13 protein-coding genes are annotated in these 14,168 nt (G+C 69.1%); 6 read left to right on the top strand and 7 right to left on the bottom strand.

Going from position 1 to position 14,168, the window contains the following annotated elements:
* Positions 1-117 precede the first annotated feature (117 nt).
* From mreC to rodA, 4 genes are read left to right on the top strand one after another with little or no spacing between them, the layout of a single operon-like run.
* Positions 118-1,134, top strand: a complete 1,017-nt coding sequence (gene mreC / locus J7346_RS13630; RefSeq protein WP_209120517.1) for a rod shape-determining protein MreC — start codon at positions 118-120, stop codon at positions 1,132-1,134.
* Positions 1,131-1,649, top strand: a complete 519-nt coding sequence (locus tag J7346_RS13625; RefSeq protein ID WP_348521513.1) for a hypothetical protein — start codon at positions 1,131-1,133, stop codon at positions 1,647-1,649. The genes mreC and J7346_RS13625 overlap by 4 nt, the downstream gene beginning before the upstream one ends.
* Positions 1,646-3,694, top strand: coding sequence for a penicillin-binding protein 2 (mrdA, locus tag J7346_RS13620; RefSeq protein ID WP_209120516.1), 2,049 nt, complete (start codon positions 1,646-1,648; stop codon positions 3,692-3,694). Before J7346_RS13625 ends, mrdA begins: the two co-directional genes overlap by 4 nt.
* On the top strand, positions 3,691-4,848 hold the full coding sequence (rodA, locus tag J7346_RS13615; RefSeq protein ID WP_209120515.1) for a rod shape-determining protein RodA: 1,158 nt from the start codon (positions 3,691-3,693) through the stop codon (positions 4,846-4,848). Before mrdA ends, rodA begins: the two co-directional genes overlap by 4 nt.
* A gap of 13 nt (positions 4,849-4,861) precedes the next feature.
* Here the strand turns inward: rodA and pip are convergent, their stop codons facing one another.
* Positions 4,862-5,842, bottom strand: coding sequence for a prolyl aminopeptidase (pip, locus tag J7346_RS13610; protein WP_209120514.1), 981 nt, complete (start codon positions 5,840-5,842; stop codon positions 4,862-4,864).
* 18 nt (positions 5,843-5,860) lie between these two features.
* Positions 5,861-6,238 carry a DUF423 domain-containing protein gene (locus tag J7346_RS13605; protein WP_209120513.1) on the bottom strand — a complete coding sequence of 126 codons (378 nt, stop codon included), beginning with the start codon at positions 6,236-6,238 and terminating at the stop codon, positions 5,861-5,863.
* Positions 6,239-6,287: 49 nt separating this feature from the next.
* Here J7346_RS13605 and J7346_RS13600 point away from each other — a divergent pair, with 49 nt between their 5' ends.
* On the top strand, positions 6,288-7,475 hold the full coding sequence (locus tag J7346_RS13600) for an MFS transporter (protein ID WP_209120512.1): 1,188 nt from the start codon (positions 6,288-6,290) through the stop codon (positions 7,473-7,475).
* On the opposite strand, the gene J7346_RS13595 is transcribed toward J7346_RS13600, so the two are convergent.
* The 3 genes from J7346_RS13595 to J7346_RS13585 all read right to left on the bottom strand — a co-directional run bounded on the left by J7346_RS13595 (position 7,446) and on the right by J7346_RS13585 (position 10,966).
* Complete coding sequence (locus J7346_RS13595; protein WP_209120511.1) at positions 7,446-8,036, bottom strand: hypothetical protein; 591 nt, start codon at positions 8,034-8,036, stop codon at positions 7,446-7,448. The genes J7346_RS13600 and J7346_RS13595 overlap by 30 nt on opposite strands.
* Positions 8,037-8,137: 101 nt before the next feature.
* On the bottom strand, positions 8,138-10,657 hold the full coding sequence (locus tag J7346_RS13590) for a tipN (protein WP_209120510.1): 2,520 nt from the start codon (positions 10,655-10,657) through the stop codon (positions 8,138-8,140).
* Positions 10,658-10,780: 123 nt separating this feature from the next.
* Positions 10,781-10,966: a hypothetical protein gene (locus J7346_RS13585; RefSeq protein ID WP_209120509.1), complete on the bottom strand. Its 186-nt coding sequence runs from the start codon at positions 10,964-10,966 to the stop codon at positions 10,781-10,783.
* A gap of 172 nt (positions 10,967-11,138) precedes the next feature.
* On the opposite strand from J7346_RS13585, the gene J7346_RS13580 reads away from it, so the two are divergent.
* Positions 11,139-12,650, top strand: coding sequence for a phospholipase D-like domain-containing protein (locus tag J7346_RS13580; RefSeq protein WP_245157884.1), 1,512 nt, complete (start codon positions 11,139-11,141; stop codon positions 12,648-12,650).
* Here J7346_RS13580 and J7346_RS13575 read toward each other — a convergent pair.
* Positions 12,602-13,345: an endonuclease/exonuclease/phosphatase family protein gene (locus J7346_RS13575; RefSeq protein WP_209120508.1), complete on the bottom strand. Its 744-nt coding sequence runs from the start codon at positions 13,343-13,345 to the stop codon at positions 12,602-12,604. The two genes, J7346_RS13580 and J7346_RS13575, sit on opposite strands and share 49 nt — an antisense overlap.
* Before the next feature lie 61 nt (positions 13,346-13,406).
* On the bottom strand, positions 13,407-14,093 hold the full coding sequence (locus J7346_RS13570) for a TPM domain-containing protein (RefSeq protein ID WP_245157883.1): 687 nt from the start codon (positions 14,091-14,093) through the stop codon (positions 13,407-13,409).
* Between the last annotated feature and the right edge of the window lie 75 nt (positions 14,094-14,168).

The following is a 14,168-nucleotide window of genomic DNA, read 5'->3' as shown; positions in this document are numbered from 1 at the left end:
CGGACATCAGCGGTTTTCAAGCTGCGCTGATTCTGCGATAGCCTGAGTTCACGGGCGGATTCGCCCGCCGGCCCCACGGGACCGGTTGACACCAACCCTCTGAATGCAAGGGGCGCCGTGGCGTTTCGCGACGGACCGTTCGAAAATCTGAAGGTTCCGCTGATCTGGACGGCGGGCCTGACTGTGCTCGTGGTGCTGGCCCTTTCGGCCTTCCTGTTGATCAGCCAGCGCCGGGGCGATCCGGAGGCCCAGAGCGCCGTCCGCGGCGCCAGCGATCAGGTTTCGGGCGGAGTCGGCGGTGTGCTCGCCGCGCCCGTTCGCTGGGTGGGTGCCGCCAGCGACTACGTCGGCGACTATTTCTTCGCCGTGTCCGAGAACCGTCGCCTGAAGGCACAGGTGGCCGAGCTGCAGGCCGTGGCCGACGCCAATATCGCGCTTCAGAACATCAACAGCCGGTATGAGGCCATGCTCGGCATACGGGTCGAGCCCCCGGTCCCGACCCAGACCGCGCGGTCGATTTCCGAGTCGCGCGGGCCCTTCGCCCGCTCGCGCCTCATTGATGTCGGCACAGGCCAGGGCGTTCGCATCGGCAATCCGGTCATCAACGAGCACGGTCTGGTCGGCCGGGTGGTCGGCACCTCGTCGCGGGTCAGCCGCGTCCTGCTGGTCACCGATGTGTCCAGCCGCATTCCGGTACTGATCGACCGCACCGATGCCCGGGCCATGCTGAGCGGGGACGGCAGCGGCAATCCCCGGCTGGAATATGTGCGGGGCACGGATTCGGTCGAGGTCGGCGACCGGGTGCTGACCTCGGGCGACGGCGGCGGCATTCCGCGTGGCGTGCCGATCGGGGTGGTGGCGCGCGGCATCGACGGGTCCTGGCGGGTCAAGCTGTTCAGCGACCGCGGCGCCATCGACTTCGTCAAGGTTCTGAAGTTCGAGGACTTCGGCCAGCTGGTCGATGCGGAAGAGCTCAACGCCCCGCCGCTGGCCGCGCTGGACACGGCGCCTGCGCCGTCCGCGACCGAGGCGGCCGCCATCACCGACAGCGTCACCCGCCGCCAGAATGCCCAGGCCGGTGCGGCCCAGCCCGCCGCCACGCCTGCCCAGCCCCCTGCAGGCGAAACCGAGTGAGACGCCCCGTCGCCGTTCGCGTGGTCGGCCCCCTGCAGTGGATCGTCTATCCCTCGCTGCTGGCGATCCTTGCGACCCTGATCCTCGCCACGCCCGTGACCCTGTTCGGGCTCAGCCTGCCCGAGCCGGTCATTCCCATGGTTCTGGCCTTTGCCTGGCCGCTGATCCGGCCGTCGATCCTGGCACCGCTGGCCCTGTTCGTCCTCGGCCTGATGCTCGACCTGCTGCTCTACACGCCGCAGGGCCTGTGGGGGCTGGTCCTGCTGTGCATTTATGCGGCCATCTTGCTCGCGCGGAATTTCCTGATCGGCCAGGAAACCCGCGTCCTCTTCGTCTGGTACACGGTGGCCGTCCTGGGGGCCTTCTTTCTGGCGTATGTCATTGTTACAATCGACGCCAAGCGGGCGCCGAGCCTTCTGGCCCTGCTGGGACAGGTGGTGCCGACGCTCCTGATCTTCCCGCTGGCGGATCGACTGATCCAGCGGTTCGACGATGGCGATGTGCGGTTTCGATGAGCAGCGAACCCTCGATCTTCTTTTCGGACGTCAATGAGCGGCAGGGCTCGTTCCTGCGGCGCACCTTCGTGCTGGGTGGACTGACCGGACTGGGCGTGCTGGGCCTGACTGCGCGCCTGGGTCAGCTGCAGGTCGTGCAGGCCCAGGAATATACGACGCTCGCCACCGCCAATCAGTTCAACTTCCGGCTGGTACCGCCGCCGCGCGGCATCATCCGCGACCGTGACGGGGTCATCATCGCCGGCAACCGGCCCAGCTTCCGCGTGCTGGTGGTTCGCGACGAGACCAAGGATCTGGACCAGACGCTCGACCTGCTCGGGCGCCTGATCCCGGATACGCTCGAGCGCCGCCGGGGCATCATCCGTGATGTGAACGCCGCGCCGCGCTTCTCGCCCGTGCCGGTCAAGAGCGACCTGAGCTGGGAAGAGTTCGCCAAGGTCAACCTGTACGCCAATGAGCTGCCCGGCGTGATGGCCGACATGCACGAGACGCGCTTCTATCCGCACGGCGGGGCCTTCGCCCACGTCGTCGGCTATGTCGCCAAGGTTTCGGACCGGGACATCAAGGCCGTCCGCGATAAGGGCGAGGAGCCCTCGCCGCTGCTCTACAACCCCGGCTTCCGTATCGGCCGTCAGGGCGTCGAGGCCGCGCTCGACGAACAGTTGCGGGGTGAGGCCGGCGGCCAGCGGGTCGAGGTGGATGCACGCGGCCGCGTGGTGGGCGAGGATCCCGAGAACTCCCGCCCGGCCGTTCCGGGCAAGGAAGTGGTCCTGACCCTCGACGCCGATATCCAGAACCGGGCACTCGAGGTGTTCGGCGAGGAGTCGGGCGGCTGTGTCGTGATGGATGTCCGGAACGGCGACATCCTGTGCATGGTGTCCGCGCCGTCGTTCGATCCGAACCTGTTCGTGTCGGGCGTGCCCAGCGACATCTATCGCGCCTGGGCGGACTATGAGCGCCGCCCCCTGCTGGACAAGGCGATCTACGGCACCTTCCCGCCGGGCTCGACCTTCAAGATGACCACCGCGTTGGCCTTGCTCGAGGCCGGGGTCGATCCGACCGAGCGCGTGGTGTGCACCGGTTCCTACCGTTTCGGGAACAACACCTGGCGGTGCTGGAAGCGCGGCGGGCACGGCGCGATGGACATGCACAATGCCATCAAGAACTCGTGCGACACCTACTTCTACCACCTGTGCAATCGGGCGGGCGTCGACCAGATCGCGCGGGTCGCCGAGGACCTCGGCTTCCACCACACCTATGAGATCGGCATCAGTGGCCAGAGCGAAGGCCTGGTCCCCACCACGGAATGGGTGCGCAAGGCCCGCCCGAATGAACCCCAGTGGAATCGCGGCGAGACCCTCAACGTGGCCATTGGTCAGGGCCAGCTATCGGTGAACGCCCTTCAACTGGCGGTGATGACCTCCCGGCTCGCCAATGGGCGCAAATCGGTGCTGCCGCGCCTGATCAAGTCGGTGGATGGCGAGCCCTATGCCGACGCCACGTTCGCCGACCTGCCCTTTAGTGACGAACACCTCGACATTGTGCGCGGTGGCATGGCGGCCGTGGCCAATGATGTGACCGGCACCGCCTACCGCGCGTCCCAGCTCGGCTTGGGCGACATCATGATGGCGGGCAAGACCGGTACGGCCCAGTCGCGCAGCTATGGCAGCGGGTCGCGCGGTCCGCGTGATGCCGTCTGGAGCCGCCGCGACCACGCCCTGTTCGTTGCCTTCGCGCCGCACGACGCGCCACGCTATGCCATCGCGCTGATCATCCAGCACGCGCCGGCGGGCGGCGCGGCTGACGCCGCCCCCAAGGCGCGCGAGGTCATGAGAGTGGCCTTGCTCAAGGATCCCGACATGCGCGCCCGCATCGAGCGGCCCCTGCCGCCCGAGCCCGAGGCCGCCCCGATCGAGGACGAGGGCGCCGCGCCCCCGCCGCCCGAGCCCACGGCTGCAGCGCCCGAGCCGACGCCGGCCGAACCCACTCCGGTCGCGCCGCAGGACCAGACCGGTCCGCAGCCCTATCTGTCGGAGCCTCAATGACCGCCTCGGCCCTGACCCGCCCCGGAGAGCGCGACCGGCTGAGCGTCAAGATTACCCAGATCGACTGGCGGCTGCTGGTCCTGCTGTGCGCCATCGCCGGCATGGGCGCGGCCATGCTCTATTCCGTGGCCAAGGGGTCGTGGGAGCCGTGGGCCGCCAAACACCTGATCCGCTTTGCCATCTGTCTGGTCATCATGCTGGGCCTGTCGATGGTGAACCTGAAATGGTGGTTCCATCTGGCCTATCCGGTCTACTTCCTGGCGCTGCTGATGCTGGCGGCCATCGAGATACCGGGTCTGGGCTATACGGCCATGGGTGCCACCCGCTGGCTGAACCTGGGCGTCACCCGCATCCAGCCGTCCGAGATCATGAAGATCGCTCTCGTGCTCGCCCTGGCCCGCTGGTACCACGGGGCGACGGCCCAGGAGGCGCGCTTTCACTGGAAGCTGATCTTCCCGGTGATGTTGATCGGGGCGCCCTTCGCCCTTGTGGCCCACCAGCCCGACCTCGGCAGTGCCATGCTGCTGGGCCTGACGGGCGCGGCCATCATGTTTGCTGCCGGTCTCAGCTGGAAGGTCATCGTCGCCGCCGGTGGCGCTGCCGTGGCCGGCGTCTGGCCCTTCATCCAGTTCGTGATGCACGACTATCAGCGGAACCGCGTGCTGACCTTCCTCAACCCCGAGGCCGACCCTTCGGGCGAGGGCTACCAGATCATGCAGTCCAAGATCGCCATGGGTTCAGGCGGTCTGCTGGGCAAGGGTTTCGGCCTGGGCAGCCAGAGCCAGCTGGAATTCCTGCCCGAGCGGCACACCGACTTCATCTTCGCGGCCGTGTCTGAAGAATTCGGCTTCGTCGGCTCGTTCGGCATGCTGCTGTGCTATCTGGGCGTCATCCTGATCGCCCTGCGCATCGCCTCGCTGTCCCACAGTCATTTCGGCCGGCTGGCGACCGCCGGGGTGACCGCCACCTTCGCCCTCTATGTGCTGATCAACGGCGCCATGGTCATGGGCCTGGCCCCGGTCGTGGGCGTGCCCATGCCGCTGATGTCGAACGGCGGCACGGTCATGCTGACGGTGATGATCGGCTTCGGGCTGGTGATGGCCACCCGCGTCCACCGCTACGTCGAACTGCCCAAGGGTCACGGCCTGTTCTAGAGGCCGCGGGGTTTCAGTCCGGCAGACCGGCGGCCCAGTCGGTCGCCCGTACCAGACTGTCGACGATGCCCGGCTCGGTCGAGGCATGCCCCGCGTCGCCGATCACCTCCAGCCGCGCTTCCGGCCAGACCCGGTGCAGGGCCCAGGCGCCAGACATCGGCGTCACCACATCGAACCGGCCCTGGGCGATCCAGCCCGGGATGTGGCGGATGCGGTCGATCTTCTTCAGCAGCCAGCCGTCCTCAGGCAGGAAGCCCTCGTTGCGGAAATAGTGGTTCTCGATCCGGGCAAAGGCGATGGCGAACTCGGCCTCGGCGAATTTGTCCGGGCGGGAGTCAGGCCCGCGCACACTGACGGTCTCCCCCTCCCAGCTGGACCAGGCGACCGCGCATTCGCGCTTGGCGGCTTCATCATTGCCGGTCAGGCGCTTCTGGTAGGCGGCCATCAGGTCGTCGCGCTCGGCCTCGGGGATGGGGGCCAGGAATCGCTCCCAGGCATCCGGGAAGATCATCGAGGCGCCGTCCTGGTAGAACCAGTGCAGCTCCTTCTTCGTCAGCAGGAAGATGCCGCGCAGCACCAGCGCCTTGACCCGCTCGGGATGGGTGACCGCATAGGTCAGCGACAGGGTCGATCCCCACGAACCGCCGAACACCACCCATTTGTCGACGCCACACCGCTCGCGCAGGCGCTCGATGTCCTCAATCAGGGTCCAGGTGGTGTTGTCCTCAAGCGAGGCATAGGGGCGCGACTGGCCACAGCCCCGCTGGTCGAACATGATGATGCGATAGACCGCCGGATCGAAGTAGCGGCGCATGCCGGGGCTGGTCGCGCCCCCCGGTCCGCCGTGCAGCACCAGCACGGGCTTGCCCTGCGGATTGCCGCTCTCCTCGAAATAGATGTCGTGCCCGTCCGGCGTCTTCATCATCCCTGTGGCGAAGGCCTCGATCTCGGGGAACAGGTCGCGACGCTCGCCGTCAGGCTTGGGAAAGGACATGGGCACTCACTCTACGGTTCAGGACAGATCGGACGGGGGTGAGGCGGTCCGCACCACCCCCCACGCAAACAGGAGCCAGGACAGAATCATCAGAAGGCCACCGACGGGCGCCACGGCACCCATGGCTCGCAGCCCGGCCATACCCACAAGGGTGAGGGAGGCGGCGAACACGGCCCCGCCGATCACCGCCAGCCAGCCGGCCCAGCGCACAGGCGCCGTGCCGGCCCATGCCGCCGCCAACAAGGCGAGAAGGGCATGCACCATGCCGTAGTGCGCCCCTGTGGTCAGCAGGGGTTTCACTTGCGGCCCGGCTCCATGCGCCGCGAACGCTCCCAGAACGACACAGATTGCGCCGAGGCCACAGGCCGTCACCGCAAGGGGGCGATTCAGTCTCATAAGGCCAAGCTAGCTCACGGAATCGCCGGAGTCTGCTATCGGAGCGCGTATGACTTCGTCGATCCGCCTTGCCCTCCACTATGTGTTGCTCTTCGGCGTCACCGGGGTGAGCCTGCCATTCGCCGGTCTCTGGCTCAAAAGCCTGGGACTGGACGGGGCCGAGATCGGGACCCTGCTGGCGGTACCCATGCTGGCGCGGTTCGTGACCGGGCCCCTGATCGCGGTATGGGCCGACGGCTTCGCCTCGCGGCGCACCCCCATCGCCATCCTCGGGGCAGTGGCCATGGCCGGCTACGGCCTGGCTGCCCTGGTCGAGGGTTATCTGCTGTGGACGCTCTGCTGGTTCGTGGCAGCCACGGCGACGGCGGCCGTCATCCCCCTGATCGATGTGCTGAACCTGCGCCTTGCGCGGCGCGAGGGCTTCTCCTTCTCGGTTCCGCGGGGCTGCGGTTCGGCGGCCTTTGTCGTGGCCAATCTGGTCATGGGCGCGCTGCTGGTGCGGCTTCCGGTCGATGCGGTCATCGTCTGGATCGTGATCGCCAGCGGGGCCATGGCGCTCTATGCGGCGTTCGGCCTGCCGCACGAGGTGGTCAGTGCGGCCGGGCGGGCCACGGGCCGCAACCGCTTCCTGGGCCTCGGACGCCTGCTCGCCGATCCGGTCTTCATGCTGGCCATTCTGGCGATCGGCGCCGTGCAGGCCAGCCACGGCTTCTACTATGGCTTTTCGGCCATCCTCTGGACCAACCAGGGCCTGTCGACCGGACTGGTCGGCGCCCTGTGGGCGGCCTCCGTCGTCATCGAGATCGGCTTCATGTGGTGGCTGGACCCCTGGCGCCGGCGGCTGGGGATCGGGCCCTGGTCCATGCTGATGCTGGGCGTGGCGGCCGGGGTGGTACGCTGGACAGCGCTGGCCTTCAGTCCGTCGCTGGCTTGGTTGTGGCCGCTGCAGGCCCTGCACGCCCTGACGTTTGCCGCCACCTATCTGGCCGGGGTGGAGATCGTTGAACGACTGGCACCCGAGGATGCCCAGACGGCGGCCCAGACCCTGTCCTCCACCCTGTCGGCCGGGGTGCTGATCGGCATCGCCACCGTCCTGTCCGGCCCGCTCTACGACGCGCATGGGGCCGGGGGCTATCTGGCGATGGCCGGGATGGTGGTGATCGGGGGTGTGGCGGCGCTGGCGGTGCGGACGCGGCTGTCGCCGGGCTCAGGCCGCGCGGGGGCGGGGCAGGGGTGACAGGTGACGGGCCATGGCCTCCGTCGCCAGACGAATGGCGCGGGTCACGGCGGCACCGCCTTCATCGGGAACGCGCAGAAGGCCCACCAGCGGGGCCTCCGGGTCATCAGGCAGCGAACTGAGCACGCGGTACAGCAGATAGTTTCCGGTATCCGATCCGGGTTCGGACGACAGCTGGGCGCTCAGGCCGGCCTCGGACAGGGTCTGGGCCATTTCCAGCGCCGGGGCCGTGGCCCGCGCGACGCCCGGGCCCGTCGGGACCAGCCGTCCCTTGCCGTTCAGGACCCGGTTCTCGGCCCGGGTCTGGATCAGGAATTCGTCGACCCCGGTGGCCCGACCGATCAGCAGGGCCGCGCGGCAGGCGGGGTCCTTCAGGCGCTCGACCAGGGTCCGCGCCAAGGTCTCCGGGGCATCCGCCTCGACCGGGATCAGGCGCGCGCCCGGCGGGGCCCAGTCGGTCGAGGGTGAGTCCTCTCCCGACCAGTCGACGTCGGCTTCATAGGCGCACAGGACCAGCCCCGGGCGCAAATCAGGCTGGGCATCGGCGGGTGTGTCGAGCATGGACCTGGAACGCTGTGACGGACGTATGACGGCGGGGACCGTGTCTTTATCGTGGCGCGCCCGTCAACCCCAAAACCGGCCCGTAACGCCGGTTTCTCCTGTCAGGAGAGATCGCCGACCGCCGCATCCAGCAGCAGGAAGGCGCGCCCCCCGTCCGAGGCCAGACGGTTCAGCACCGCCGCCGCATCGCCGTTCGCCGCATGATCACGCACGATGCGGGACCAGCTGTGGACATAGGCCTCGGCATCGGCCTTGAGGCCCGCGTCGCTCAGCACACGGCGGGACACGCTGCGCACGGCGGCGGGGGCCACGCGCCGCACGATCTGGCGGGCGCCGCCGGGATCCCGCGCGACAAAGGCCTCGGCGGCCTCCTCGATGCGCGAGCGCGGCAGCAGGGCATTGGGGTCGACGCCCATGCGCCGGATGGAGTCCAGCATGCGGGCATTCAGGACTTCGGTGTCCTCGGGCGGCATGACGGGGGTGTCGAGGTCCATCGGGGTCTCGTCCCGGTCGTCCCCCATCAGGTCCTTCCAGCCGATGCGGTCGTCAGTGGGACGGTCCTTGCGCGCCTCGCCGCGGTTGCGCAGGCCAAAGCCACGGCCCTCCGGCTCGGTCCGGGCGCGCCGCAGGGCAGGGGCCTCGTCGGCCGCCGGCGGGGCGTCGGGGGCCGTACGCCGGTTCCGCCCGCTGTCGCCCGACACCACGCCCATCAGACGCACGGCCTCGGTCAACATTTCGTAGTTGCGCTTCACCCGCTCCTGGAAGCCGGCATCCAGCGCCTCGGTGTCGTCGGCCGCCTTGCGGGACGCCTCCGACAGCGCCGCCAGGCCTTCTTCCACGGCGGTGCGGACCGCCTCGACCCGCTCCCGCGCCTGTTCCGGCAGGTCGGCGGCGCGCTGGTCGAGGTCGCTGATCGCGTCATCGACCCGCTGCATGGCCGCGTTCATGCGTTCGATCGTGGCTTCCAGTCGCTGCAGAGCCCGCTCGCCCGCCTCGTCGACCAGCTCGGCCGTATGGGTGACCACCTTGCGGGCGCCGTCGATGCGCGCCTCGGCGGCCGCCTCGGCCTTCTGCGAGGCCTCGAACACGGCCTCCCCCAGCCGGTCGGCCCGCAGCTGGGCCTGTTCGGTGGCGTCGGCCGCGGCCTGACGGCTCTCCTCAGCGGTGGCCTTCAGGATATCCAGCGCCTTGCGGGTCTCCTCCAGCAGGGCGTCGCGGGCGTCGGCCGACAGGGCCTCGAACCGGTCCAGCGACACCTTGGTCGCGCTGTCGAAATTGTCGGCTTCGCGTTGCGACATCTCGATCAGGGCGCGGAACTGGTCGCCCGCCGCCTCGACCAGATCGCGCAGGGCCTCGGTGCCGATGGTCGTGGACTCGGTCAGCTCGGTGCTGCTGCTGCGCACCAGCGACAGCTGTTCGGTCAGCTGGGCGCGCTGGCTCTCGACCTGGGCCGAGAAATCCTCCTGATCGGTGCGCAGGGCATAGGCGGCCGTGACCAGGGCGGCGCGCTGCTGGCCCAACCCTTCCTCGACCGACTGGATCTGCTCAGCCACGCCGGCGCCGGCGTTCTCAAGCCGCAGGGTCTGGCGCGCGAGATCGTCGGCGGCGGCCCGGGCGGCTTCCTGGGCCTCGCCGGCGGCGGCGGCCATGTCGGCGGCGCGGGCGGCCAGCGCCGTTTCGGCCTCGCGCAACTGGGTCTGGGCCAGATCCGAGGCCTCGACCACCATCCGGGACTGGCGGTCCACGACCTCCAGCACATGGGCGGCCTGACCTTCCAGCGTCTGCCCCAGTCCGGCCATGGCGTCGCGTTCGCCCGACAGGCTCTCGACCAGACGACGGGCCGTGCGGCTGGCGGTCTCGGCGGCTTCGTTCAACAGGCGGCTTTCCTCGGCCAGCGACTGGCGCAGCTCGGCCATGTCCTGCCTCGCGCGTTCGGCAGCGAGGGCGGCCTGATCGATGTCCTGCTTCAGACCCACCAGAACGGCGCCGGTCTGGTGCGCGGCCAGCGCCGTCGGCGCCAGCAGGGCTTCGGACAGGCCCCGCGCCCGGCGGGTCTCGGCGGCGATCAGGCGCGACTGATGCGCGGCCCGGGCCAGCAGGAAGGCCAGTCCGGCAGGGGCCAGCGCGACCAGAATATAGAAGGCCAGCCGCAGCGGCTCGATCGGCGCGGCGCCGAACCCGGCTTCATACGCAGCCCAGGCGCCGACGCCCCCCGCCCACAGCAGGGCGGCAAGCGCGGCGGTCCAGTAGCCGCCGCTCGCGCTGACGGTCTCGACGGGCACGGCCTGAAGCGCCGCCTGAATGGGCGCCAGGTCCCCCCTGGTGTCGTCGGGGGCGGTGTCGGTGCGGGCTGCCTCGCCCTTGGACTGGGGGATCGACAGGGAGGTCTCGGTTTTTGCCGCCTCTTCTTCGCGCGCGGCTTCGGCGACAGCGGCCTTCGCCTCGGCCTCCTCGCGCTGGCGGCGCTTGCGGCGTTCGGCACGGCTTTCGGGCGCCGGCTCGGGCTCGGGCGTGACCTCGGCCTCGGCCTCGACCGCCGCGTCCGTGCCTTCGGGCGCGTCCGTCCCCGCATCCTCCTGCGGAGCGGTCAGGTTCAGCGGCGGCCGGTGGCGGGATTTCATGGACTGTGTGCTCGATACGCGGGCGTCGCGCCCCCCGGCGCGACCTCGAAACTGCAACCTAACGACTCGGAGCGCAGGCGCAAAGCGGTTCGGGGCGTCAACCGTCCCGGGCCTGAGGATGGATCAGCAGTCGCGCTTGGCGGTCGCGCTCACCAGCACCGTCGACGCGGGCTGCCGGTCACAATCGGTGACGCGATGAACTTCCTGCGGGGCCGTGGGCTCGGCGCGCGACTCGACGCCAAATTGGGCAAGCGCCGCCGCCGCCATCATGGCGATGAAGCCGATGATCATTTCGATCAAGGCCTGCATTGGCGGTCCAGTCTCCCCCTGATGCCGTGGAACGACGGCAACACAGGGTCATTTATGCTCCAAATCGCCGCTCCGGACAATCGTCGGGAGAACAAGAATCGCGCATGATCGGTTCGGCGTGTGCGACAGGACACGGGAATCGCGGTCATCGGCCGGGCACATCGGGTGGGGCATGAGCCAGTTCGCAGACGGGGAAGGGCGGCCCGAACCCGCCACAGCCTCGCTGATCGAGCGCCCCGGCCTGTGCTGGAAAACAGCCCGCGCCGGGCGTTTCGCCGTCCTGATGGACAATGAAGCCTATTTCGAAGCCCTCGCCTCGTCGCTGGCCAAGGCGCAGAAGTCGATCGTCGTCCTCGGCTGGCAGTTCGATCCCCGCACCCGCCTCGATCCGGAAACCCGCCCCGACGACTACCAGGCCCAGATCGGCCACCAGCTGCGCATGCTGGTCAAGACGCGGCCCCAGCTGGATGTCCGCCTGTTGATCTGGAACTCGCCGCTGCTGATCGCCGCATCGCAGGGCTTCTACCCCCACCGGGCCCAGGGCTGGTTCCGCAAGCGCATGGTCGAGTTCCGGCTGGACCAGCCGGGGCCCCTGGGTGCCTGCCACCATCAGAAGGTGATCGTGATCGACGATGCCGTGGCCTTCACCGGGGGCGGCGACGTCGCCACAGATCGCTGGGACAACCCCGACCATCTGGACGATGATCCGCGCCGCTGCATGCCGTCCGGCCTGATCGCTCCCCCGCGGCATGAGACCATGTGTGTGATGGACGGCGACGCCGCCCGCGCCCTCGGCGATCTGGCCCGCGAGCGCTGGTTTCGGGCGACCTGGGAGCGGACCCTGCCGGACCATGTCGAGACCGATCCCTGGCCCGATGGCGTCGAGCCCGACCTCTACGACGTGCCCATGGGGGTCTCGCGTACCGAGCCCCGCTGGGCCGGACGCCGCGAGGTGAGGGAGATCGAGGCGCTCCATCTGGAATCAATACGTTCGGCGAAGAAGCTGATCTATTTTGAAAACCAGTACTTCACCTCACCGCGCATCGCCGCGGCGCTGGCCGAGCGTCTTGAGGAGCCCGACGGGCCAGAGGTGGTGCTGATCTCGACCGGCAAGAGCCCCAGCTGGTTCGACCAGTGGACCATGGACACCACCCGCTCCGAGGTCCTCTTCCGGCTGGAGCAGGCCGACCGGCATAATCGCTTCTTCGCCTTCAGCCCGATGACCGTCGGCGGCCAGCGCCTGATCGTGCACGCCAAGGTGACCGTGATCGATGACCAGGTGCTGCGCATCGGCTCGGCCAATCTCAACAACCGCTCCATGGGCTTTGACACCGAGTGCGACGTGGCGGTCGAGCCGGGCACCGAAGACGGGAAACAGACCATCCGCCGCCTGCGCCAGACCTCCATCGCTCACTTCATCGGCGCCCCGACCGAGGCCTATCGCATGGCCGAGGAAGTCACCGGTTCGGTGGGGCAGGCCATCCAGACCTTCAGCGAGGGCCGCATGAATCCGCTGGGTGCGGACCCGCCCTCGCGCCTCGAGGCCTTCATCGCCGAGTGGCAGCTGGGGGATCCCTCCTCGACCGCCGATGCCTGGCGCCCGTGGAAGCGGCGCAGTCCGACGCAGCGCCCGATTCAGTCCCCTGACGGCTCCACCTCGAAATCGAGAATCAACGGCAGGTGATCCGAGGCCATCCGCGCCAGTGGTGAGAAGGAAGACCGCACCTGGGTCACCCGGATCTCGGGGCTGACGAAGGCGTGGTCGATGCGGATCGCCGGGAAACTGGACGGGAAGGTCTTGACCGACGGCTTCAAGCCCAGTCGCCGCTGCGCATCGTCCAGCCGCCCCGCCAGAATGCGATAGGGACGCGTGATCGAGGTGGCGTTGAAATCCCCCGTCAGGATGGTCGGCCCGGTGCAGTCGCGGCGTCCCAGCCAGTCCCGCCCGACCAGGGCGGTGGCCTGCCGCCGCTGCTCGCGGGGCACCAGGCCCAGATGGGTATTCAGCACATTGACCCACTGGCCCGCGACGCCGATCCGGGTCCACAGCGCCCCGCGCGGCTCCAGCCCGGGTATGCCCGCGACCGAGGGCAGGGCGTCGGTCTTGACCAGCTGTTCGGGCAGATGGGTCAGGATGGCATCGCCATACAGCTCGGCCTCGACCCGCATGGCCGGGTGGAAGTGGACCGACATGGCCAGCTTGCCGGCGATCTCTGCCGCCTGGTCGACCCCGCCCGTGCGGGCCCGGCCGACATCCAGTTCCTGCAGGCAGACAATGTCGGGCTCGAACTCGGCGATCACGCCCGCGACCCGGTCGAGGTCCAGCTTGCGGTCCATGCCCACGCACCGGTGGACGTTATAGGTGATCAGCCGCGTCATGCCGTCGTCCTGACAGGGCAGACAGGCGGCGAAGGGTCGGCAATCGGGCCGTTATGGGGCGTCACAGCTCGACCAGCCGGTCGGACAGCTCGTTCGGATTGTCCGCAGCGGGGGGGAAGTGGGGCTCCAGGATTTCCCCGCAGAGGGCGATCGCCTTCTCGAACCCTTCTATGGGACGACGCGCCTTCATCTCGCGGATCAGAACGGCGGCCACCTGACCCCAGGTCTCGGGCGGGACCTGGCTGCGGATGCCCTCGTCGGCCACGACCTCGACCCGATGCTCCTCCAGCGCGCAGAAGATCAGCACGCCGGTGCGGGTCGAGGTGGCATGGATTCCGTGGGCCAGAAACTGATGCACGGCCGCCTTGCGGACGCGGTGCCGCCGGATCCCCGCCGGCGTCGTCCAGCGGCGTACAAGGGGCAGTTCGTGGGCCAGGAACACCACGACGAAGACGCAGATCTGCACCAGCCCGTAGGCCGCCAGTGTCAGGGCCGTGTTGGCCGGCGCGGCGGCCAGTTGCGCGGCCTGCCAGCCGTCCGAATAGCCGGGCAGCCAGGCCGGGCTGAACCCCAGCGGCACCAGCAGCAGGGGCAGGATCATGGCCGCCGCCGCCGCCCACGCCAGGCCGACTTCGCGATAGGCCGAGACGCGCTGCGCGATGACGCAGAAGATTTCGCCCGAGGTGTCCTGTTCGGCTTCCTCGATGGCCCGTCTGACGCGCGCGCGGTCCTGTTCGGTGATGCGCATTACCAGCCTCCCGAGGCGCCGCCGCCGCCGAAGCTGCCGCCCCCGCCGCCGAAGCCACCACCGCCTCCAAAGCCG

The sequence above is a fragment of the Brevundimonas sp. A19_0 genome (genome assembly GCF_017744255.1).
GTDB lineage: Bacteria > Pseudomonadota > Alphaproteobacteria > Caulobacterales > Caulobacteraceae > Brevundimonas.
The sequence above is the reverse complement of the archived record's forward strand: the minus strand, read 5'-3'. Positions and strand labels throughout refer to the sequence as shown.